This window comes from Cohaesibacter haloalkalitolerans, from assembly GCF_003574655.1.
Classification (GTDB): Bacteria; Pseudomonadota; Alphaproteobacteria; order Rhizobiales; family Cohaesibacteraceae; genus Cohaesibacter; species Cohaesibacter haloalkalitolerans.
Genome location: NZ_QNUM01000003.1, coordinates 501424 through 521549, shown reverse-complemented (window position 1 = coordinate 521549; position 20126 = coordinate 501424). Strand labels below are relative to the sequence as shown.

General features: G+C 57.3%; 23 protein-coding genes and 1 riboswitch. Of the genes, 17 read left to right on the top strand and 6 right to left on the bottom strand.

Annotation, left to right across the window (positions count from 1 at the left end; genetic code table 11):
- The first annotated feature begins 36 nt into the window (after positions 1–36).
- The 13 genes from DSL70_RS09870 (at position 37) to DSL70_RS09805 (ending at position 11891) form a co-directional block, all read left to right on the top strand.
- Positions 37–429 carry a (R)-mandelonitrile lyase gene (locus tag DSL70_RS09870; RefSeq protein WP_119307722.1) on the top strand — a complete coding sequence of 131 codons (393 nt, stop codon included), beginning with the start codon at positions 37–39 and terminating at the stop codon, positions 427–429.
- Positions 430–836: 407 nt separating this feature from the next.
- Positions 837–1044, top strand: a riboswitch (cobalamin riboswitch).
- A gap of 178 nt (positions 1045–1222) precedes the next feature.
- Positions 1223–3097: a TonB-dependent receptor plug domain-containing protein gene (locus DSL70_RS09860; RefSeq protein WP_119307720.1), complete on the top strand. Its 1875-nt coding sequence runs from the start codon at positions 1223–1225 to the stop codon at positions 3095–3097.
- A gap of 142 nt (positions 3098–3239) precedes the next feature.
- The gene (locus DSL70_RS09855; protein WP_162916546.1) at positions 3240–4010 is read left to right on the top strand and encodes an ABC transporter substrate-binding protein; all 771 of its coding nucleotides are present in this window, start codon (positions 3240–3242) and stop codon (positions 4008–4010) included.
- 3 nt (positions 4011–4013) lie between these two features.
- Positions 4014–5012: a FecCD family ABC transporter permease gene (locus DSL70_RS09850; protein WP_119307718.1), complete on the top strand. Its 999-nt coding sequence runs from the start codon at positions 4014–4016 to the stop codon at positions 5010–5012.
- Positions 5012–5833 (top strand): ABC transporter ATP-binding protein, encoded by an 822-nt coding sequence (locus DSL70_RS09845; protein ID WP_119307717.1) that lies wholly within the window; start codon positions 5012–5014, stop codon positions 5831–5833. Before DSL70_RS09850 ends, DSL70_RS09845 begins: the two co-directional genes overlap by 1 nt.
- Positions 5823–6458: a MotA/TolQ/ExbB proton channel family protein gene (locus DSL70_RS09840; protein WP_205563210.1), complete on the top strand. Its 636-nt coding sequence runs from the start codon at positions 5823–5825 to the stop codon at positions 6456–6458. The genes DSL70_RS09845 and DSL70_RS09840 overlap by 11 nt, the downstream gene beginning before the upstream one ends.
- A complete protein-coding gene (locus DSL70_RS09835; protein ID WP_119307715.1) occupies positions 6458–6850 on the top strand; it encodes an ExbD/TolR family protein in 393 nt (130 codons plus the stop codon). Before DSL70_RS09840 ends, DSL70_RS09835 begins: the two co-directional genes overlap by 1 nt.
- Positions 6837–7232 carry a biopolymer transporter ExbD gene (locus DSL70_RS09830; RefSeq protein WP_119307714.1) on the top strand — a complete coding sequence of 132 codons (396 nt, stop codon included), beginning with the start codon at positions 6837–6839 and terminating at the stop codon, positions 7230–7232. Before DSL70_RS09835 ends, DSL70_RS09830 begins: the two co-directional genes overlap by 14 nt.
- Positions 7229–8548: an energy transducer TonB family protein gene (locus tag DSL70_RS09825; protein ID WP_119307713.1), complete on the top strand. Its 1320-nt coding sequence runs from the start codon at positions 7229–7231 to the stop codon at positions 8546–8548. Before DSL70_RS09830 ends, DSL70_RS09825 begins: the two co-directional genes overlap by 4 nt.
- Positions 8549–9211 (top strand): adenosylcobinamide amidohydrolase, encoded by a 663-nt coding sequence (locus DSL70_RS09820; RefSeq protein ID WP_162916545.1) that lies wholly within the window; start codon positions 8549–8551, stop codon positions 9209–9211.
- A 276-nt stretch (positions 9212–9487) separates the two neighbouring features.
- Positions 9488–10879 carry a magnesium transporter gene (mgtE, locus tag DSL70_RS09815; protein ID WP_119307911.1) on the top strand — a complete coding sequence of 464 codons (1392 nt, stop codon included), beginning with the start codon at positions 9488–9490 and terminating at the stop codon, positions 10877–10879.
- An 80-nt stretch (positions 10880–10959) separates the two neighbouring features.
- Entirely contained in the window at positions 10960–11388 is a 429-nt protein-coding gene (locus DSL70_RS09810; protein ID WP_119307910.1) for a VOC family protein, read from the top strand.
- Between the two features lie 149 nt (positions 11389–11537).
- Positions 11538–11891: a hypothetical protein gene (locus DSL70_RS09805; protein WP_119307712.1), complete on the top strand. Its 354-nt coding sequence runs from the start codon at positions 11538–11540 to the stop codon at positions 11889–11891.
- 76 nt (positions 11892–11967) lie between these two features.
- Here DSL70_RS09805 and DSL70_RS09800 read toward each other — a convergent pair whose 3' ends face one another.
- A complete protein-coding gene (locus tag DSL70_RS09800; protein WP_119307711.1) occupies positions 11968–12879 on the bottom strand; it encodes a DMT family transporter in 912 nt (303 codons plus the stop codon).
- A 174-nt stretch (positions 12880–13053) separates the two neighbouring features.
- On the bottom strand, positions 13054–13740 hold the full coding sequence (locus DSL70_RS09795; protein ID WP_119307710.1) for a DUF599 domain-containing protein: 687 nt from the start codon (positions 13738–13740) through the stop codon (positions 13054–13056).
- A gap of 272 nt (positions 13741–14012) precedes the next feature.
- Here DSL70_RS09795 and DSL70_RS22740 point away from each other — a divergent pair, with 272 nt between their 5' ends.
- Positions 14013–14138 (top strand): hypothetical protein, encoded by a 126-nt coding sequence (locus DSL70_RS22740; protein WP_280955346.1) that lies wholly within the window; start codon positions 14013–14015, stop codon positions 14136–14138.
- Positions 14139–14413: 275 nt separating this feature from the next.
- Here DSL70_RS22740 and DSL70_RS09790 read toward each other — a convergent pair whose 3' ends face one another.
- The 3 genes from DSL70_RS09790 to DSL70_RS09780 all read right to left on the bottom strand — a co-directional run bounded on the left by DSL70_RS09790 (position 14414) and on the right by DSL70_RS09780 (position 16364).
- On the bottom strand, positions 14414–14758 hold the full coding sequence (locus tag DSL70_RS09790) for a rhodanese-like domain-containing protein (RefSeq protein ID WP_119307709.1): 345 nt from the start codon (positions 14756–14758) through the stop codon (positions 14414–14416).
- Positions 14759–14799: 41 nt separating this feature from the next.
- The gene (locus tag DSL70_RS09785; protein WP_119307708.1) at positions 14800–15144 is read right to left on the bottom strand and encodes an ArsR/SmtB family transcription factor; all 345 of its coding nucleotides are present in this window, start codon (positions 15142–15144) and stop codon (positions 14800–14802) included.
- Positions 15145–15467: 323 nt separating this feature from the next.
- A complete protein-coding gene (locus tag DSL70_RS09780; RefSeq protein ID WP_162916543.1) occupies positions 15468–16364 on the bottom strand; it encodes an NAD-dependent epimerase/dehydratase family protein in 897 nt (298 codons plus the stop codon).
- 142 nt (positions 16365–16506) lie between these two features.
- Between DSL70_RS09780 and DSL70_RS09775 the strand changes: the two genes are divergently transcribed.
- The 3 genes from DSL70_RS09775 to DSL70_RS09765 all read left to right on the top strand — a co-directional run bounded on the left by DSL70_RS09775 (position 16507) and on the right by DSL70_RS09765 (position 18536).
- Positions 16507–16941 (top strand): DUF1489 family protein, encoded by a 435-nt coding sequence (locus DSL70_RS09775; protein ID WP_119307706.1) that lies wholly within the window; start codon positions 16507–16509, stop codon positions 16939–16941.
- Positions 16942–17061: 120 nt separating this feature from the next.
- The gene (locus DSL70_RS09770) at positions 17062–17802 is read left to right on the top strand and encodes a VWA domain-containing protein (RefSeq protein WP_119307705.1); all 741 of its coding nucleotides are present in this window, start codon (positions 17062–17064) and stop codon (positions 17800–17802) included.
- A 38-nt stretch (positions 17803–17840) separates the two neighbouring features.
- Positions 17841–18536 carry a DnaJ domain-containing protein gene (locus tag DSL70_RS09765; RefSeq protein ID WP_119307704.1) on the top strand — a complete coding sequence of 232 codons (696 nt, stop codon included), beginning with the start codon at positions 17841–17843 and terminating at the stop codon, positions 18534–18536.
- Between the two features lie 21 nt (positions 18537–18557).
- Here the strand turns inward: DSL70_RS09765 and DSL70_RS09760 are convergent, their stop codons facing one another.
- Positions 18558–20090, bottom strand: coding sequence for a D-alanyl-D-alanine carboxypeptidase (locus tag DSL70_RS09760; RefSeq protein WP_245418152.1), 1533 nt, complete (start codon positions 20088–20090; stop codon positions 18558–18560).
- Positions 20091–20126: the final 36 nt, after the last annotated feature.

Here is a 20126-nt window from a genome sequence, read left to right as displayed (position 1 = left end):
AATCAAAACCAATGAAAAGAATGAAAAGGCAATAAAATGAAAATCTTTCGCGATGGTATCGATACATTCAAGGGCCCTGCCGAATGGTTCACGGGCGATGTCTATGTCGACTTCATGGGCGCTCCGGATGGCACCCGCGTCAATGCGGCCAATGTTCACTTCACCCCGGGGGCTCGCACCCACTGGCACAGCCACAATCTCGGTCAGCTGATCTATGTGACCGAAGGGGAAGGGCGGTGCCAGAAGGAAGGGGGGCCGGTAGAGGTTCTGCTGCCAGGAACGGCCGTGTTCTTCGAGCCGCATGAACTGCATTGGCACGGTGCTGCGCCAAACCGCTTCATGGTGCATGTCGCCATGCAGGCTCCGGACGCTTCCAAGGATGCCAATGTCTGGGGTGACCCGGTGACCGATGAACAGTATGGCGCCTGATTCATACCGTCTCACTTGAAATCGTTTCAAGGCGCGGCAGCTGTTGTTCTTGTGCCTGAAGCGTGATTGGCGCAGGCCTGTTGCTCGGCATCTGTCGGCACGCGGGGGTCTGCGATCGGGGCAGGAGCCGGGGGTCGTTTTGGCTGTCGGCTCTTTTGCTATCAACCTGCGCTTGTTGGGTTTTCTGGCTTTCTGGCGGGCTCTTCGGTTTGTTGGCGGGTAGGGGACTTCCCCGTCCCTGATGCGGCCTCGTCGGACGAAAGGCGGTTTATGCACCGCTAACGGGCCGCGAATGACATGTCAAAATATTGTCAAACATCTCAATTCCTTATTCTTTCTTGTGAAAGGCGATTGGCTGTCACCTTTTGTTGTCGGCTTGCGTTGACGTCGCAAGAGTTTTTTTACATATTACGCCGCGAGACGAAGGTTCCGACGATCCATTCGGATGAAAAGGGAACACGGTGAGGATGTCTTGTCCGAGACCGTGGCTGCCCCCGCAACTGTGAGCGGAAAGCTGATATTTGAAGATCCACTGACTGGCTTTTGCCGTTGGGAAGGGAAATATCCAGCGAAGACCCGCGTAGCCAGGAGACCTGCCATCGTCTGTCACCCGACCTTTGATACGGGGTGTGTCAGGGTGCGGCCTTCCGTTGAGGTGACATCATAACAATTTGTCCGTTTCCACGCCCTCTGGGCTGTGCGTTTGCGCAGTCTCCGGGGGATTGGCGGCGGCGAAAGATAGCATGCCGTTGGCGCTTTATCGGGCGTGGCGGTTGCGTTGGGAGAATATCCAATGTCAGGAAAAGTTGGGGTCGCAAGCCTCGTCGCCCTCGGAATGATCGGATCTGTCAGTGCCACTGGAGCCTATGCTGAAGATCTCGATCTTGGTGAAGTTGTGATTTCTGCGGGTCTGAACCCCGTTGATGAAGAAAAAGTCGGACGGTCCTACACGGTCGTCACCAGCCAGGAACTGGAATCCCGTCATGTCAATTCGGTTGCCGAAGCCCTGCGGCTGGTGCCGGGTGTTTCCGTCGGTCGCAGCGGTTCGACCGGTGCCTTGACCGAAGTGCGCATCCGCGGTGGCGAATCGCGTCACGTGCTGGTTCTGATCGATGGGATCGAAGCATCCGCGATTGCGCTTGGTGCCTATGATTTCTCGAGCCTCGAGACGGTCGGCATTGATCGTATCGAAGTGCTGCGCGGCCCGCAGAGCGCGCTTTACGGTGCGCATGCCATGTCTGGTGTGATCAACATCATCACAAAGAAGGGCGAAAGAAACAGCAAGCCGAAGTTTACTGTCAAACAGGAAGTCGGCACCGAGCTCAGCTCTCTGACCAGCGCCGAGGTGCGTGGTGGTCAGGAACGGTTCGACTATGCCTTTTCCGGTGCCTTCCATTACACCGACGGCATCAACACAGCGCTGACCGGCTCTGAAAAAGATGCCAACCGCAACATTACGCTGAACGGCAAGGTGAATGCTGATCTGACGGACGATCTGAAAGTCGATGCCAGCCTGCGCTACGTTGACAAGAATTCTGACGCCGATGCCTACACGACGGCACCGTCGGACGATCCCTACCTTTACGCCAACACGCAGGAATTCTTTGGCAGTCTTGGTCTGACCCACTCCCTGTGGGATGGCCATTTCGTGCAGAAGGCACGCGCCCGGTATTCCAGCAGCACGCAGCGCGGGCTTGACTATGCGTCCTGGACGAACAGCTATGACAAATACGGGTCCGACAGTGACAAGCTGAGCCTTGATTATCAGGGTACGGTGTTTTTCGATACGCCGAGCCTTGCCAACGCCAAGCACAGCCTGACCGGGGCTGTCAGCTGGCAAACGGAAAGCTATACGGATCCCTATTCGACCGACCCGGAACGCAAGCGGGACACCACTGGTCTTGCCTTTGATTACACCGGCGAGTTCTGGGACAACCTGTTCCTTGGCGCAGGTGCTCGCTATGACATTTTCGAGGATTTCAAAGACACCGCAACCTACAATGTCAACGCCGCTTATGTGTTCGAAGGCACCGGAACGCGGCTGCACAGCTCCGTTGGCACAGGTACGGCCATTCCGTCCTACTATCAGACCTACAATGCGGTTTATGGCAATGCCAACCTGTCGCCGGAAAAGACATTCGGCTGGGATGCGGGTATCGAGCAGTCACTGTTCAACGATCGCTTCAAGGTTGATGTCACCTATTTCAACCAGCGTCTGACAGATGAGATCATCTTCAGCTCAGTCACCTACAAATATGCCAACGAGACGGGCGTCAGCAAACGGCAGGGTGTGGAAATTTCCGCTTCCGCCAAGCTTACGGACAACCTGACCGTGGATGCCAGCTACACCTATACCGATTCCAAGACGCCATCCGGCGCTCAGGAATCGCGTCGGCCAAAGCATTCCGGTACCTTGAAGCTGTCTCAGGCGTTCCTTGACGGCAAGGCACACGCCTTTGTTGACTCGAGCATCTTTGCCGACAGAACTGACACCTATGTGGCTCTTGATGACTATATTCTTGTGAATGTCGGCGCTGACTATCAGATCAACGACAAGATTCAGGTCTATGGTCGGATCCAGAATCTTTTTGATGAAAATTATCAGGAAGTTGCCGGGTATAACACCGCCGGTATCACCGGCTATGTCGGTCTGAAAGCTGACTTCTGATAAACACTCAGCGGGATCACGCCTATTGTGGCGTGGTCCCTTTTCCTGTTTTGGGGTTTGACGATTTATGGTTCGGACGCTGCTTTGTTTGGCGCTGCTTGTCTTGGGCGGATTTCTGCCTGTGGCCAGTCATGCGAGTCCTATGCGCGTCGTCTCCATCAATCTGTGCACCGATCAATTGGCCATGCTGGTGGCTGGTCCGGGGCAATTGTTTTCTGTTTCCAGTCTTGCGCTGGACAAAAACTCTTCGGTGATGGTCGAGCAGGCAAAGAACTATCACATCAATCACGCCAAGGCGGAGGAAGTGATCCGCCTCAAGCCGGACCTTGTTCTGGCCGGAACCTACACCTCCTACAACACGATTTCCCTTCTCAAGAGGCTCGGGGTCAGGGTAGAACAGTTCGCGCCCGATAGCGGCTTCGATACCATCCGCGAAAAAATCCTGCGGCTTGGCCTGGTTCTCGATCAGGAAGACAGGGCAAAACAGATTGTTCACGCCTTTGACATGAGGCTTTCCGAGATCGAGGAGTTGCAGCCCAGGGAGCGCAAGGTTTTGGCTGACTATGAGCCCAACAGTTTCACTGGCGGGGTGGGCACGCTTGCTCATTCGATGATCAAGGCTGCGGGGTTTCTTCATCTGGGTGAGGAGCTGGGGCTTGTGGGAAGCTCCGTCAAGATGCCATTGGAAACCCTCATCCGCAACAATCCAGACTATGTCATGACCTGGTCGCAATGGTCTGGCGGTCAGGCACGCGCTACCGAGGTTCTTGGGCATCCGGCGCTTGATGCGTGGTTCGGACCGGAGCGCCGGATCACCGTCGATACGGCCCACTGGATCTGTGGCGGGCCATTCACCCTTGACGCGGTTGCCGCCTTGCAGCGGATCTATTTGGACAAAGAGAAAAGGCGATAGCGGATGGGGCGTCCTTCATATCCGGTGCTCTTGCTGGCACTGATCGGTCTGGTCGTGGTGCTGTTTTTCCTGTCCCTTGCTGTGGGGCAGGTCTGGATCAACCCATGGAATGGTCTTGTTGCCAATGGCGATCAGCTTGCCAAGGCAGACAAGGTCATCCTGTGGGAAATCCGTTTGCCGCGTGCGCTTCTTGCCGTCTTCGTGGGGTGTATTCTCGGGTTGTCCGGCGCCGTATTGCAGGGGCTTCTGCGCAACCCGCTGGCCGAGCCGGGCGTGCTGGGGGTTTCTGCGTCGGCCTCACTCGGGGCTGTGTTGGCAATCTATTCCGGCCTGACGACCAGCTTTGCCTATGCGCTGCCGATTGCTGCGCTCATCGGGGCGCTGCTGGGGGTCTTGCTGCTGCTGTCTCTGGCCGGACGTGGCTCCGACGTTCTGACGATGATCCTGTCCGGGGTGGCGATCACCTCGCTTGCCAGTGCTCTCACGTCACTTGCCCTCAACATGACTTCCAATCCCTTTGCCTCGCTTGAGATCGTCTTCTGGATGCTCGGCTCCCTGACGGATCGCAGCATGGTGCATGTGCAACTGGCCGTGCCACTGATTGCCGTCGGTGGCGTGATGCTGTTGTCGACCGCACGGGCGCTCGATGCACTCAGTCTGGGTACGGATGTCGCGCGGTCGATCGGGGTCGACATGAAGCGGACACGTTTTCTGGCCATCATGGGGACGGCAATGGGCGTCGGCGCTGCCACTGCCGTTGCCGGCGCCATCGGCTTTGTCGGTCTGATCGTGCCTCACCTGATGCGGCCGCTTGTCGGCTCGCGGCCAAGCAAGCTGTTGCCGGTGAGCGCGCTGGGCGGGGCGGCCTTCCTGATCACGGCGGATCTGGCCATCCGGCTGATGCTGCCTGACCGAGACCTCAAGCTCGGGGTGGTCACCGCCATCATCGGTGCGCCCTTCTTCCTTTGGCTGCTGATCAAGATCAGAAAGAGGATCGTCTGATGTCAATCCAATGCATGGGCGTGGGCGTCAAACTGGGCAAGCGTCAGGTCGTCAGGCACGTGACCTTCTCCTCCAACCAGCCGGAGCTGATCGGACTGATCGGCCCCAACGGAGCGGGCAAGTCATCGCTGATGCGCGCGCTTGTCGGGCTGGTCGAGAGCTCCGGGCAGATCATGTTTGATGATCTGCCGAGCTACGAGATGAGTGCCCTCGAGCTGGCTCGCAAGGTTGCCTATCTGCCACAGGAGCGGGTTGTTCACTGGCCACTGGCGGTGCGCGACATCATCATGCTCGGTCGCATGCCCTATCAGAGCGGCTTCGGGAGGGCATCGCAGCAGGACAATGAAGCGGTTGATCGCGCCATCAGTGTCATGGGGCTGGAGGCGCTGGCAAGCCGTCCGTTCGATGCCCTGTCCGGTGGCGAACAGGCGCGGGTTCTCATTGCCCGGCTGGTTGCACAGGAAGCCAGTGTAATCATTGCTGATGAGCCGATCAACGGGCTGGACCCGGCCCACCAGATCGCCCTGATGCAGATCCTCAAAAACCTCGTTGCCAATGGCAAGACGGTGCTTGTTTCACTGCACGACCTGTCCCTTGCCAGCCGCTGGTGTGAGCGTATCCTCATTCTCAATGACGGGGTTCTACTGGATGATGGCAGCGCCCGCGAAGTGATGACACCGGGGCGGATGGAAGAAGTCTACGGCGTCCAGATCAGGAAAGTGGAGGCGGGGGGACAGTCCTTCGTTGTACCGACCGGCCTGATCGACACCAGAACACCGCCCCTTGTTCCTCTCGATGGAGACGAAACCCATGGCCTTTAAGCAGCAGATCATTGAACTTTGGACGCTTTTGCTCGATATGGGCGGCTGGACCCTTGTCGCGCTGGCCGGGCTTTCGATCCTGACGGTGGCCACCGCGCTTGTGTCGGCGGTACAGATCGCCTTGCTGCACCCGCATTCCTATCGCAGTGGCGCGGCACAGGACTTGCGCTACCACATCGAGCAACGCAAGGCTGCCGGTGCCAGCCGTGAACAGATTGAGGAAAGCGTGACGATTGCGGTGCGCGGCTTTCTCAGGCAGGCCCGCACCGGGTTTCGCCTGCTGGAGCTCATCGTTACGGCTGCGCCTTTGCTGGGGCTGCTAGGGACGGTGCTGGGCATGATTGATGCCTTTCAGGCAATGCAGGCGTCAGGCGATGCCGTCAACCCGTCAGATCTGGCTGGCGGCATCTGGGTGGCGCTGATCACCACCGCAGCAGGCATGGTCATCGCGCTGGTCGCCATGGTCGTTCATGCACTTCTGGACAGTCAGGTCGACAGCCTGCGCTATCGTCTGGAATGCGTGGCCACGGATGCGTTGTATGGCAATGTGCCCGAGCGTGGCGAGCACAAGATCGAGCCGTCCCTTTCGGCAGAGCCGGTGAGTGCCGGAAGTGGAGCTGACTGATGGCGTTCGACTTTTCAGAAGAGAGACGGCGGCGACCGAAAGTGAGCCTCACATCGCTTATCGATGTGATCTTTATTCTGATTGTCTTTTTCATGCTGGTTTCTTCCTTCAGCCAATATCGAGTGATCGATCTGGTCAAGGGGCCGGGTGGTGTCGCCGGGCAGGCCAGTGCGCTGAGGCTGGTTTTGAGGGCCGACGGCCAACTGGTGGCCAGCGATGGTCAGGCGGTTGACGAGGCGCTTGCGCAAGCTGTTGCCAACCGGCAGGCTGTGAGCGTCTTTCTGGAACGCTCAGTGCCCATCCAGCGTGGCGTCGATGCGCTCGACCGGTTGAAATCGCTGGGCGTTGAGGCCGTTTCACTCGTTCCGGAGGCGCGTCATGATCTTCAATGAACCTGAACGCCCTGCCTTTGGCGAGACCATATTGCCGATGATCAATGTGGTGTTCCTGCTGCTGATTTTCCTTATGTTGATGGGGCGCATAACCGAGCGCCCGGAACTCGATATCGAGGCGGCGCAGAGTGAATCCAGTCAGGAGAAAGGCGCAGCGCTGACGCTGTTCGTCGATGCTACGGGGGCCGTGCAGTTCCGTTCCCTGCTGGAGCGCGAGGCTGCCTTTGCTGCCCTCAAGCAGGCCTTGCAGGACGACGAGGAGAGCCGTGATCTGGTGATCCGCGCCGATGCCGGGGCTGACTTTGCCCAGGTTCTGGAGTTGGTGCAGATCTTCCGGCCCTATTGCAAGGGCAACGTCAAGCTGGAGGTACGCCAGCGATGAAGCGGGTCATTCTGTGGCTGTGTGGCATCGGGGTTGGGGTGCTGTTGCATCTGGCGATTGCCTTTGCCTATTGGGCCGATCTGGAAGGTGAATCCCGCTATGATCTGGGTGGTGCCTTCATGGGCAACATGCAGGTCAGCATCATGCCGGACATGGGGCAGGGGCTTGTCGGTGGTGACGTGGAGAATCTTTCCGGCGATGTCGATCCTGTCACGCCAGATACGACCGCGGAAACGGATGGCGCAGCCGATGCAACGCCCGTGGACGACACTGAGGTTGCTGAGGCAGAGCCCGTTTCTGTGCCAGAGGAGCCTGCACCGCAAAACGAGGAAGCGTCTGAGGCTGATGTGGTTCCTGAGACTGCGGTTGAGGCCGAGCCGGTCTCTGAACCACAGCCGCAACAGCTTGCCAAGACGCCGCCTCCGTCTGCTGATGTTGTTTCGGCTCCGGAAGTTTCGCCCGTTGCCGCTGAGGAGACTCCCGAGCCTGATGCCGTTGCTACACAGGCGGATGTGATGTCCGACGTGGTGCCAGCGGAAAATGAGCCTCAGATGGTTGAAGAGGCCAACGCCGAAGCCGAGATGCTGAGCGACCCGACCCCCGGTCCGGATGTCCTGCCACCAGAGGACGCGAAGCCGGAGGCATCAGAGGGTACTATAGTGGAGCCTGCTGCTGTCAAACAGGATAACGTCTCTGAAGCGAAACCCGTCGAAGAGGCCGCCGCCGAAAAGGACGCTGCCGACCAGCAGGAGCCGGAGCCCCAGCCGACACCGCCGTTGACGCTGGCAGAAGGGGGGACCTTGTCTTCGCTGCCCGTATCGGCTCCAAGACCGAAGGTCAAACCGGCTCCTGTGGCAAAAAGACAACAGGTGGCCAATGCATCAGCATCTGACGGAAAGAGCGGCGCAGTATCCGCTTCGGTCAAACCGGCCAAGGCTGGCCGCACAGCCAGCACAGGCTCGTCGGAAAAGGCCGCCATCCGGGGGGATGGTGGAACGTCTGATCGTGCTGCCGGGGCCGGCTCGAAGGGCGTGCGCGTCAGTTACGCGACCGAGTTGCGACGCTGGATCGAACGGCACAAGCGTTATCCCCGCTCTGCCAAAATGCGTGGCGTCGAGGGCACGGGCGTGGTACGGATCACGATCGATCGTGCCGGACGGGTTTTGCAGGCCTCTCTCGTTCAAAGCGCAGGGGACCGGGTTCTTGATGATGAAATCCGGCAATTGCCAAAGCGTGCGTCTCCGGCACCCAAACCGCCTGAAGAGTTCTCAGGGTCTCGTCACACCCTGACGCTGCCCGTGAGATTCACAAGATAGATGCCCCTTATTGCCTCAATTGATCTCGATGCCCCCTGGCTTGCTGTCCGTCTGAGCGAGCCTGTTCAGATTGTCAGCTGGGCGGTCAACCGCCCGGGTCTGGTACAGGGTGACCAGATTCTCTGGCGCGAGGTGAAGAATCAGGATCTGCCGCTGGATGTCGATCCGAATCAATGGCTCGGCGCCCAGCTAAAGGCGCGCAACAGCACCGACGCGGTCACCATGTTGACCTCCTGCGATATCCGCAACTATTGCGTGGCAGAGGCACAGGTTGAGGGCACCATGGCAACGGCCATCGTCACGGTGGGGCTTTCCAATGCAGAGCGGGTCGGCACTCGGGTCGACATGAGCAAGGACGGATGGGGAACCATCAATCTGGCGGTCATCATCGAACAGGGGCTCACGGAATGGGCGCTGTTTGAAGCAATGTCGATTGCCACGGAGGCACGCACGACGGCGGTTCTTGATGCTCAGATCGCAATCCAGACCGGACGGGCAACCGGCACTGGCACCGATTGCGTTGCTGTAGCGGCTCCGCATGGCGACGTATGCTATTCCGGTCTGCACACAGCGCTGGGCGAGGCGATCGGCAAGGCCGTTTATCGATCCTCGACGGAGGCCATTGCGCTGTGGCGCAAAAGCCGGGCCGGGCAGGCGTTCTGAGTCTGAAGACCTTCCCAATTGCTTGCAGATGGCCTCAATTCGAGCGGGATATCATGCGAAAGTTGCAATCTAGTAGGAAAGTATAATATTTCCAGATGAGCCTTTCGTGCCTTTTATGCGTTTGACATACATATATATTTTGTTATTCAGAAAATCCGTGTTTGAACTGAAACAGGGGTTGAAGACTCCGGGTGCTTTGCGGCAGAACAGGGCAAGGTACATGCCTTAATCGCGTATGGTTTGCTTAAGAGAGGGTGTCAGGTGCAGTTCGACGAAATGAATCAGGATGGCGCCTCTGTACTGGATCAGGTGCGCGATGACAGCGGGATGATCTCCCAGGATCTGGTTGAGCTCATCGAAACCGCGATCGAGGAGGAGAACCGGGATCTTCTCGTCAGTCTGACGCAGGATTTGCACGAGGCCGACCTTGGTGACATCATCGAGGCCCTCAATCCACGCGACCATTCCTCCTTTATCGAACTGCTCGGCGATGCCTTCGACTATACCGCGCTGGTCGAGCTCGATGACTCCCTGCGTTCCAAGATCGTCGAATCGCTGCCCAACGAACTGGTCGCCGAAGGTATCAGTGAGCTGGATTCGGATGACGCCGTCGTCATTCTGGAGGACCTGGAAGAAGAGGATCAGGCGGAAATTCTCGCGGCCTTGCCAGCAATCGACCGCTTGCAAATCAAACGCTCCCTTGATTATCCGGAGGATTCGGCTGGTCGTCTGATGCAGACGGATTTCATTGCCGTCGCCCCCTTCTGGACGGTTGGGCAGACGATCGACTATCTGCGTGAAACCACCGATCTGCCCGATTCCTTCTATCAGATCTTTGTGATTGATCCCGGCCACCGTCTGCTCGGCACTGTTTCGCTCGATACGCTGTTGCGCTCGCGTCGTCCGACCCGTATCTCGGAAATCCAGAACGAGGAACGCCATTATGTGATGGCGGATCAGGATCAGGAAGAAGTCTCGCGCCTGTTTGAACGCTATGACCTTTTGTCCACTGCCGTGCTCGATGATGGCGAGCGGCTGGTCGGCGTGATCACCATTGACGACGTCGTCGACGTTATCCACGAAGAAGCCGCAGAAGACATCAAGCGCCTCGGTGGTGTCGGCGACGAAGAAATCACCGATACGGTCATTGCCACCGTGCGCTCGCGCATGCCGTGGCTGATCGTCAATCTGGCAACGGCCGTGATCGCGTCGCAGGTGATCGCCCTGTTTGACGGCACAATCGAGCAGATGGTGGCACTGGCTGTGCTGATGCCTATCGTGGCGTCTATGGGGGGCAACGCGGCCACCCAGACGATGACCGTGGCGGTGCGCGCGCTGGCAACGCAAGACCTCGACAAATTCAACATGTTGCGCGTGGTCTCGCGTGAGATTTTCGTGGCAATCGTCAATGGCATTTCTTTCGCCATCATTCTGGGTGCCATCGCTGCGCTCTGGTTCACCAACCTGCAGCTTGGCTTCGTCATGGGGGCAGCGCTGGTGATCAATCTGTTCTTTGCCGGGCTGTCGGGCATTCTCATTCCTGTCGGTCTTCAGAAGGCGGGCATCGACCCGGCGGTGGCGTCGTCGGTCTTCATCACCACGGTTACTGATGTCGTCGGCTTTTTCGCCTTTCTCGGGCTTGCTGGCTGGTGGTTTGGCCTGCTTTAGGCGGGATTTGCTATTGGGCGCGCTGCGACAAGGCGCAAGCGGTGCTCCGATACGCGGTGATCAACAACAGGGAGGAAGCCATGGCTCCGAAGATCAAGGCGATTCTGGAAACCCCGGTCTATGTGGATGATCTGGAAAGGGCCCATGCCTTCTACCATGGATTGCTTGGCCTTTCCCGCATGGTCGAGGGAGACCGCATCCATGCCTATGATGTGGCGCCCGGTCAGGTGTTGATTGTCTGTCTGCGCGGCGCGTGTGATGCTGACGCCGAGATCAACGGCCAGCGGGTCCCGGGGCATCATTCGATCGGGCCGGCCCATTTTGCCTTTCGCATCGACAGGCATGATCTGGAGCCGTGGAGCGAGCGGCTTGCGGCGGCGGGTGTTGCCCTTGAGAGCCGGGTCAACTGGCCCTTGGGTGGGACCAGCCTCTATTTTCGCGATCCCTTTGACAATGTGGTGGAACTGGCAACAGCGGGGATCTGGCCTAACGATCCGCTGGATTCCTGAGCCATTGGGTCAAGGTGGACCTGCTCACATATAGGGGGCGTTTTTCTGTCGGATGCCTGCCCATTGCCTCGTGCGTCTCATACTGTTGCCACATTGGGGGATGCCAAATGGCACAGGAAGAAATAGGAAGATACAAGAAGGGAAGAGACATGATTTCGACCAGAAAGGCGCTTGCTGCGACACTGCTGATGATGGGCAGTCTTGCGCTGCCGTCTGTTGCCGATGCGGGCAAGGGTGCGCAAAGTCCCTATGACACACTCTATGTCGTGATGACGGACACCTATCTGCGGGCCGCGCCCGAGGAAGCCTCGGCGCGCAAGTTTCCTCTTGCCAAGGGCACGGAAGGGGTGATGATGCGCTGGTGCCGGAATGAATTCAGCTTCCGGGACTGGGCCTATGGCTCGCTCTCCCAACGGCGCAAGATGTTGCAGAGCCGCGTCTGCGAGGTTCAGGTTGATGGCAAGGTCGGCTTTGTCGACGCCAAATTTCTTGATCTCATGTGAAGTCCCCTGTAAAGTCCTATGTGAATTGAGCCAGACGAATGAGACCAACTTGCCGGGGATACCTCGGCAGCCATTGCTATTTTTCGGGCCGGTCCTTTGGATGGGTGCGGGCGATCATGAGGCCTGCGAGGATCAACACAAGCGCTGCCCATGTTGTTGCTGCGACCTGTTCGGAGAGCAGCAAAGCTCCCAGTATGACGCCGAAGACGGGGATGAGATTCATTCCCAGCGAGAAGAAGCTGGCGCCAATGGCCCAGATCAGGCGATAGCGCAGGATCGTCGCAAGGCCGGTCGGCAACAGGCCGAGGAACAGCAGGCTGCCCCATGCCTTGCCGGATATGGCAGCAACATCTGGAATCCCGTCGAGGAGCCCGATGCCGATCAGTTCGACGGATGAAAAGCCCAGAATGACCGTCGCCAGACGGGCTGGCGGGATGTCCTTGACCTGACGGATCATGGCGCCCGAGATGGCGTAGCAGACCGAAGCGCCGAGCACGGCGGCCATCGCGATGACCGAACCCGTGCCAACCGATTGCAGGGCCTCGTTGCCAACCACCAGCACAATGCCGGAGAAGCCGAAGGCGATACCGACGAGTTTGAACCGGTTGAACTTGTCGTCGTGGGTGGTCAGGTGGCTGAAGATCAGGGACAACAGCGGCCCTGTGCCCAGAAGCAGCGAGGTGATGCCTGCGCTGATGGTCAGCTCCGCCCACGAAATCAGCATGAAGGGCACCGAGACGTTCAGCAGGGAAATGACAATCAGGTTGAGCCAGCTCTTGATCGAGCCCGGCATGACGAGGCCCTTGTAGAGCGTCCACGGCAGAAGAACCAGAAAGCCGATGCCGACGCGCGTTGCTGCCAGCCAGACAGGCCCGGTTTCCGGCACAGCAACCTTGATGGCGATGAAAGACGAGGCCCAGACCAGCGTCAGAAAGAGCAGCAGGGACAGATCGAGCGGTGTCGGTTTGCGGATCGTGTGGTTCGCCATCGGCAGAGTCAGTTCATGGTTTGCATAAAGGGAAAGCTTTCTCCCTTTCGCTCAATTGCTTGCAGCATGCAACTGTTTTGCTATGATTGTCCCGGATTTTCCGGCGCTCTGCCTCCGACACTCCGGCCATGTCGAAAGTTTGGCGAGCCTTGTCGGCAAGGTCTGTGATCGGCGCTAGATATTGTTTTTTGCAATGATCTGCGAGCGCGAGAAGAACTGGCGTCTGGCCAGTACGAAGGCAACCAGCGTTGCCCCGGCAATCATCAGCACGGGGTGGACAAACCAGCCGAACACGGGAGCAGAGAAGAAGAAGCCGCGCAGGCCGAGCGTGAAGTGATGTCCGGCGAGAGTGTTCATTTCTGCGGCCTGCTCGATGGCATGTTCGAGTTCCTGCTCAGAGACTTCTCCGGGATAGGGGAAGGCGCCAATAAGAATGGAGGTATAGTTGAACAGCCTGTAGGCCCAGCCGAACTTGAAAAAGGCGTAGACATAGATGGCGGTGAGCAACAGCGCCTTGATTTCCCAAAGCTTTGGTGAAGTATCGACGGGCAGGGCAAGGTCACCGGCTACTTTCATGGCGGTATCGGTTGCCGTGAGCATGGCGAAACCGGCGCCAATGGCCAGCAGCGAGGTGGAAGCAAAGAAGGCCGTGCCATTCTGCAGGCCGTTGATGATGCCGGTATCAATCATGCGGAATTCCCGCTTTGACAGCGACCGCATCCAGCGGCGTCTGTGTTCGCTCATCGAGACGGATATATTGTGTTTCTTGAGCGGGGAATAATCGACAATATAGGTGAAGCCGAACCAGGTCAGCAGATACCAGCCAAGCGCAATGATATCCAGGTTGGAAAAGGGAATCATGGATGCTTTCCTTGAAATTGTGTCGATTTTTCCAATTTTACAGATATTCCGATATCTTGAAGGCGAAGGGAACACGGATTTGCCATATTACGCACAAATTTCTTAACGCTTATGTTTATGAAATATATGTGATTTTCGGTTCCTCTCGGCAGCCCTGCATCCTGCGCATGCCTTAATAGTTGCCAAAATCTTGCCGAGACGTTAACAAGAGGTCCTCCGCACTCTACTGATGAGTGTGCGGTATCATAGAGTCACGTGATAGCTGAGGTTACATGGACAACGAAGTCAACGTTTCTTGTTGGGGCGTTACAATGAAAGCAGTTTTGGCCCTTGGTGCCATTCTTGCCATTGTGTATTTCTTCGGAGCATTTGATACGGTAGCAGTTGCTGCTGGTTAAGCGCACAAAATAATCAAGAAGATGATGTGCGGAGAATCCGAAAAAAGAGCGTGGGCCGAACCCACGCTTTTTTCATTTTCAGGACATGTTTCATTTTCAGGACATGGTTTTGTGAAATGATCCCGGCTCCTTGACTCGGGCAACCCGGTGATGGGTTTCTGAAGCCCGTTCCTCCCGATCCTTCCGACGTAACCAACGGACAGCGGCAGGTGGAAATGAAAAAAGCCGCCGCTTTTGAGGCGACGGCTTTGAGCCTTGTTCATGTCAGAGGTTGATCAACGACCGAAGAGCTTCGACAGGCCACCCTTTGTGGGGACCCCCATGCGAGACAGGGCGTGAATGCCGCCAATCAGCATATAGGCGTCACAGTTGACGCATTGGGCCAGCTGCATGGCGTAGCCGTTGGTGCGGGCACCGGAGGCACAGAAGAATATGGCGGCCGGAGCGCCATTGGTGTCGATTGGTTTGCCGAGGGACGACAGGGGATAGTGAAGCGCCGAAGGCACTTCCTTCATCACCAGTTCCATCTTTTCACGCACATCAATCAGAATGGCACCCTTGTCCAGTAGCGCCTTTGCGTCGTCATGGTTGATCTGTTTGACAATTTGCTTTTTTGCCATTGTGGGCTTTCCTTCAGGGGTCAAAGGCTGGGAGGGCGGTGTCATTTGGTGACCGCTGGTGCGCCTTGACTGTCATCGTTTGAGCAATAGAGGTCTTTGAGAACGCTCAGAAGCAATTCCGCGTTTCCATCTGCAATGGAGTAATAAATCGTTTGTGCGTCTCGACGTCCTGCAATGAGGCCATCTTCGCGCATTTTGGCAAGATGTTGAGAAAGGGCGCTCTGACTGATGTTCAGATGTTCAGCCAGGCAGTTCACGGACTTGTCTTTGCCGTCGGTGAGCTGACAAAGGATGCGCAAGCGATTGCCATTGCCGAGCAACTTCAGAAGTCGGGCAACTTCATCCGCCTGATCGGCCAAAGCTTCGATTGAGGATTCCTCCGCCATTCATGCTCCCGTTGTTCCGTCGGCCAGATCGGGATTGCCCTAGGAATTTGGGGGACACTTTGGGCAGGTCTCAATCTGACCGACATTATCATTAGATTTTGCTAATTTAGTATATTCGAATATAAAGTCAAGTGCAATTTTCACCTAGTGACCTGTCAAATGGTGGTACCCGCTGCAAGGAAGCGCAGAAAAGTGCGATTGCGACGGAGGGAGGCCGGGCCGTTGTCGTCCTGCTGCCCATCGGCTAATGCCCTTTGCTGAAACGAAAAAGGGTGCCAAGCGGCACCCTTGAAACCTGTTGTGGTGAGGCGCAAATACTCCCGTCATGCTTCCGTGACGAGGCTGTCCCTGACCATTTCCTCGATGGTGTCATAGAGAGGTGCCCAGCCCAGTGTGGCGCGGGCCCGGTCAGAGGACATGCGCTGAGAGCGGGCATAGGCAGAGGCCCAGGCGCCGAACCGCTCCTGCGCCTCCTCGATTGTAATGACGTTTGCCTGATAGGGCAGGCCGAGGGACTGGGCGACCAGTTTGCCGACTTCACCAGCCGTTGCACTCTTGATCGTGCTGGCGTTCAGCAACAATCCGTCTGCCCGATTGTCAACCGCAAGGACATAGAGCTGGGCGAGATCATCGGCGTGAACGAAGGGGAAATGGGTGTCGGTTGAGCCGACTATGGTGATTTCACCATTCTCCTTCAGATCTTCGGCAAAGTTGGCGATGATGCCGCGTCCCTTGTCAACGACAAGACCGGGGTGAATGACGGTCAGCTGGAAATTGGGGCAGGCGTTGAGCCGTTCGATGCTGTCCAGCATCCATTCGAATTCGGGCGTCGGGTCCAGCACATGCCGTTCGGTGATCGGGATGACCGGCTCTTCCGGATAGAGCCAGCAGCCACCGGTATAGAGGAAAGGAATCAGTCGGTCTTCGGGCAGATCCCGGGCAATATTAACCAGCGCCGAAACGAGGTTCTGATCAACATTTGCCATGTCATTGTCAAAGGTTGCTGCGGTGTGGATGAAGGCATCGTGTGTAAGGGCTAGATTGACCCAGTCACCGGGATCGGTAAGGCTGCCTGGAACAGGCGTCGCTCCCAATTCGCTTTGAATTTCAGCGCTTCTTTCAGACCTAGCCAGGGTCGTTACTTCATCGCCTCGCGCCACGAAAGCCTTGACAATCGCCCGGCCGACAAGGCCAGTACCGCCAGTAACAAATATTCGCATGAGCCAATTCCCCATTTGAAGCCGTATGCTTCGATAGTCCGTTTTTATCTAACTTATAGCAAAATGTGCATAAATCTATGACCAAGTTTTGTCGATCCGTTCTAATCTTTATAGCGTATGAACAGCGTGATAAGGAACCTGCATGACTGTCCATATTGTTAAATTGTGCGTAGGAGTCGACAGTGTCGACGATCTGGAACGATGGATCGAGCATCGCAATCACCTGCTGACAATGGCGGGTGAACCGCTTGAACATATCCATACCACGCGCATGACGCCGAAACGGCGCGACGAGATCCTTGACGGCGGTTCGCTCTACTGGGTCATCAAGGGAATGATCCTCGCAAGGCAGCCGATCATCGATCTCAGGCAGATTACCGGGGATGATGGCATTGGCCGTTGCCAGATCGTCATGGAGCCGACCCTGTTTCGTACAGAATCACAACCGAAGCGTCCGTTTCAGGGCTGGCGCTATCTGAAGGCCGGTGAAGCGCCCAGGGATATCGATCCGTTGCGGGGCGACGATGACCTGCCTCCGGATTTTCGACGGGAACTGGCCGATCTGGGGTTGCTTTAGCCTCTCGGTTGTCAGTGTAACCAATTGACCGGTTGGCATTTCTGTTTTGATACCTAAATATCTGGTCTGGATCCTATGTCGGGCATGGACCCGGCTTGAACCTGTTCGGGAGGCGGGGCCATGGCTGAAAAAAGGGATCAACTGACGGTAAAGGACACCGAGCTTGCTCCGGACATCAAGTCCGACAAGCAGGATGTTGCCGCCTTTCTTTCCAAGACCAGGCTGGTACGCAAGGCACAGGAGGCCAAGGGCTTGAAGCCGGCCAACGGGCGTCTGATGTTTGCCCTTGATGCGACCATGAGCCGACAGGCGACATGGGATGTGGCCTGTTCCCTGCAAAGCGAGATGTTCGGTGTTGCTGAAAAACAGGGTGGGCTGGCAACCCAGCTTGTCTATTTCCGCGGCACGAGTGAATGCAAGGCCAGCCGCTGGACGCGGTCGTCTGCAGATATGGTCGGCTGGATGGAGCGCTTTGACTGCCGGGCCGGGCGAACCCAGCTTGGCCGCATCCTGCAACATGTGAAGAATGAGGCCCGGTCGACGAGGATTGACGCGGTGGTGTATGTGGGTGATTGCGTAGAAGAGGATCCGGACGTCATCGTCGGACTGGCGGGTGATATCGCTCTGAAGGGTGTGCCTGTGTTCGTCTTTCAGGAAGGTTCAGATGCCATGGCGGCCCATGTCTTCAAGGTGATTGCGAGGTTGACTGGCGGTGCCTATGGTCAGTTCGATGCGGGTGCCAAACTTAAACTGGCCGAGTATCTCAAGGGGATCGCGGCCTACGCTGCGTCTGGTCGTGATGTCACACGTCTGCCGCATGATCTGCAAAAGCAATTGCCCGGCCCCAAATCTCGACGATAGGGTTCCGATAAGATCCAATAAGGAATGAGCGTTTCATCATGATCTATTTGCTTGCCGGCTTTCTGGTATTTCTTGGCGCGCTGTTGCTGATGCGATGGGCGGCTTATGCCCCTTCAGCGGATGTCGCAACGCTGCTCTACAAGCTCGGGGGAATCGTCCTGCTGATTGTGGCGGCTGTTTTTGTCTTTCGCCGACAATGGCTGGTCGGCATGCCGCTGGCGGTCTTTGCCTGGTCGCTGCTGCGCAAGAAATCCTATCTGGCAGGTGCTGATCGGGAAGGGGGAAGAGGCTCTACCGTTCGGACCGCGGCGCTTGAAATGACTCTTGATCACGACACGGGGATCATTATCGGACAGGTCCTGGCTGGGCATTTCGAGGGAAGGGAGCTTGATGGGTTGACAGAGGCTGAATTGACCAGCCTCTGGCATGAAGTGGCGGCGGACAAGGAAAGCCGCGATCTACTTGAAGCTTATCTTGACGGCCGGCATCCCGATTGGCGAGAAAGCTTCAATGTTGACCCGACAGCGTGGGAAGGACGCACGGCGGACTCTGGCACCATGACCAAGGAGGAAGCCTATCAGGTGCTTGGGCTTGCGGCGGGTGCCAGCGAGGCGGAAGTTGTTGACGCCCACCGGCGCCTGATGAAGCGTCTCCACCCGGACCATGGGGGCTCCACTTTTCTCGCTTCCAAGATCAACGCTGCCAAGTCCGTCTTGCTCGGAAAACATGACTGATCTCCTACTACTCAACTACAACTAAGGATTCAGTGCCAGACAGGCAAATTTCTGTTTCTTCAGGACCGCACAGGCATCGCGGGCTGCAGACTTGCTCGGGAAACCGGCAAAGCGGGCGCGATAGAGTGTGGTGCTTCCTTTTTCAACTGCTTCGGTATGATTGACGCGGCCCTTGAGCATGCGCTTGTTGTCTGCTCTTACCTTGTCAAGGATTTCGTTGGCAGCTTCAAGTGACGGGGTTGCGCTGAGCTGGATCTGCCAGCCTGCAGGAACGCTTTCGCGAGTTGCTGGCGCTGCCATCGGGAGCGGGGCCGAATGGGTAGACAGATCGCCAACCGGATCGTTCGCAGCCCGTGGCAGCGGAGGGATTGCAAGTGCGGCGGTTGTCAGGCGTGGCCGAGGGGCCGGCATCTCTTGAACGGATGCAGTGATCGCGGCGCGCAAGGTTGAACCCGTGGTCAGCCCCGCTTTCGGCAAGACTTCGAGCTCTCCGGCATCCGCTTTGGCCAGCTGCATGGCAGGCTGTACAGACACGGTCTCTACGGCAGGCTGCGGCAGAACCGGCGCTACTGATGCAAGTTCAATCGTTCCGGCAGGTTCGATCGTCTTGGCTTTCGGCAGAGGCACGGTCTCGGCCAGCTGCACATAATTGCGTGACGACGAAGACGGTACGCCGACAAGGGCGGTTTCCCTGCGGCCGCTCTTGGCCTTGGGCAGGTATTTCTTGATAAGGGACCGCATTTCAGCGTCGCGGCTTGCTCCGGTGTTGCCGCCCATGACAACGGCCACAATGTGACGGCCATCGGTATTGACGTTGGTGACAAGGTTGAAACCGGAAGCCTGGGTGTAGCCGGTCTTGATACCGTCAACACCGGTGACGCGACCAAGCAGCTTGTTGTGGTTGCCGTAGCGGGCCTTGCCATACTGGAAGACACGGGTGTTGAACAGTTTGTAATAGGTGGGGAACCTGTCCTGCAGGGCACGACCAAGCAGGGCCATGTCGGCGGCCGTTGTGCGCTGTTGGGAGTTCGGAAGGCCAGATGCGTTCCTGAACGTGGTGCGGCTCATGCCGATGGAATGCGCCTTGTCGGTCATCATGCGCGCGAATTTGGACTCGGTCCCGCCGATATTCTCGGCGATTGTGGCGGCCACATCGTTCGCGGATTTGGTGACCAGAGCGAGGATAGCGTCCTTGACAGCGATGGTGCTGCCCGGCTTCAGACCAAGTTTGGAGGGAGCCTGACCTGCGGCATGTCTGGACACGCTGAGGCGCGTGTTCATGGACATGCGACCGGCTTCCAGCTCTTCAAAGAGCATGTAAAGGGTCATCATCTTGGTAAGCGAAGCAGGATAACGCAGAGAATTGGCGTTCTCTGAATAAAGGACCTTGCCGCTTTTGACATCGATAACGTAGCCGGCATATTTGGAGTTGGCTGCTAGGGCAGACTGAGTGAAAGCCAGCGCGCTGATCGCCAGGAATGCGGTTGCGGCGATCATGTATACTGGGCGCGCAAGCACTGCACGCCGTGTGGCTCTGAACGCTACTCTAAACACTTGACGTCCTTTGAATGTTGTCATGACTGACGGATT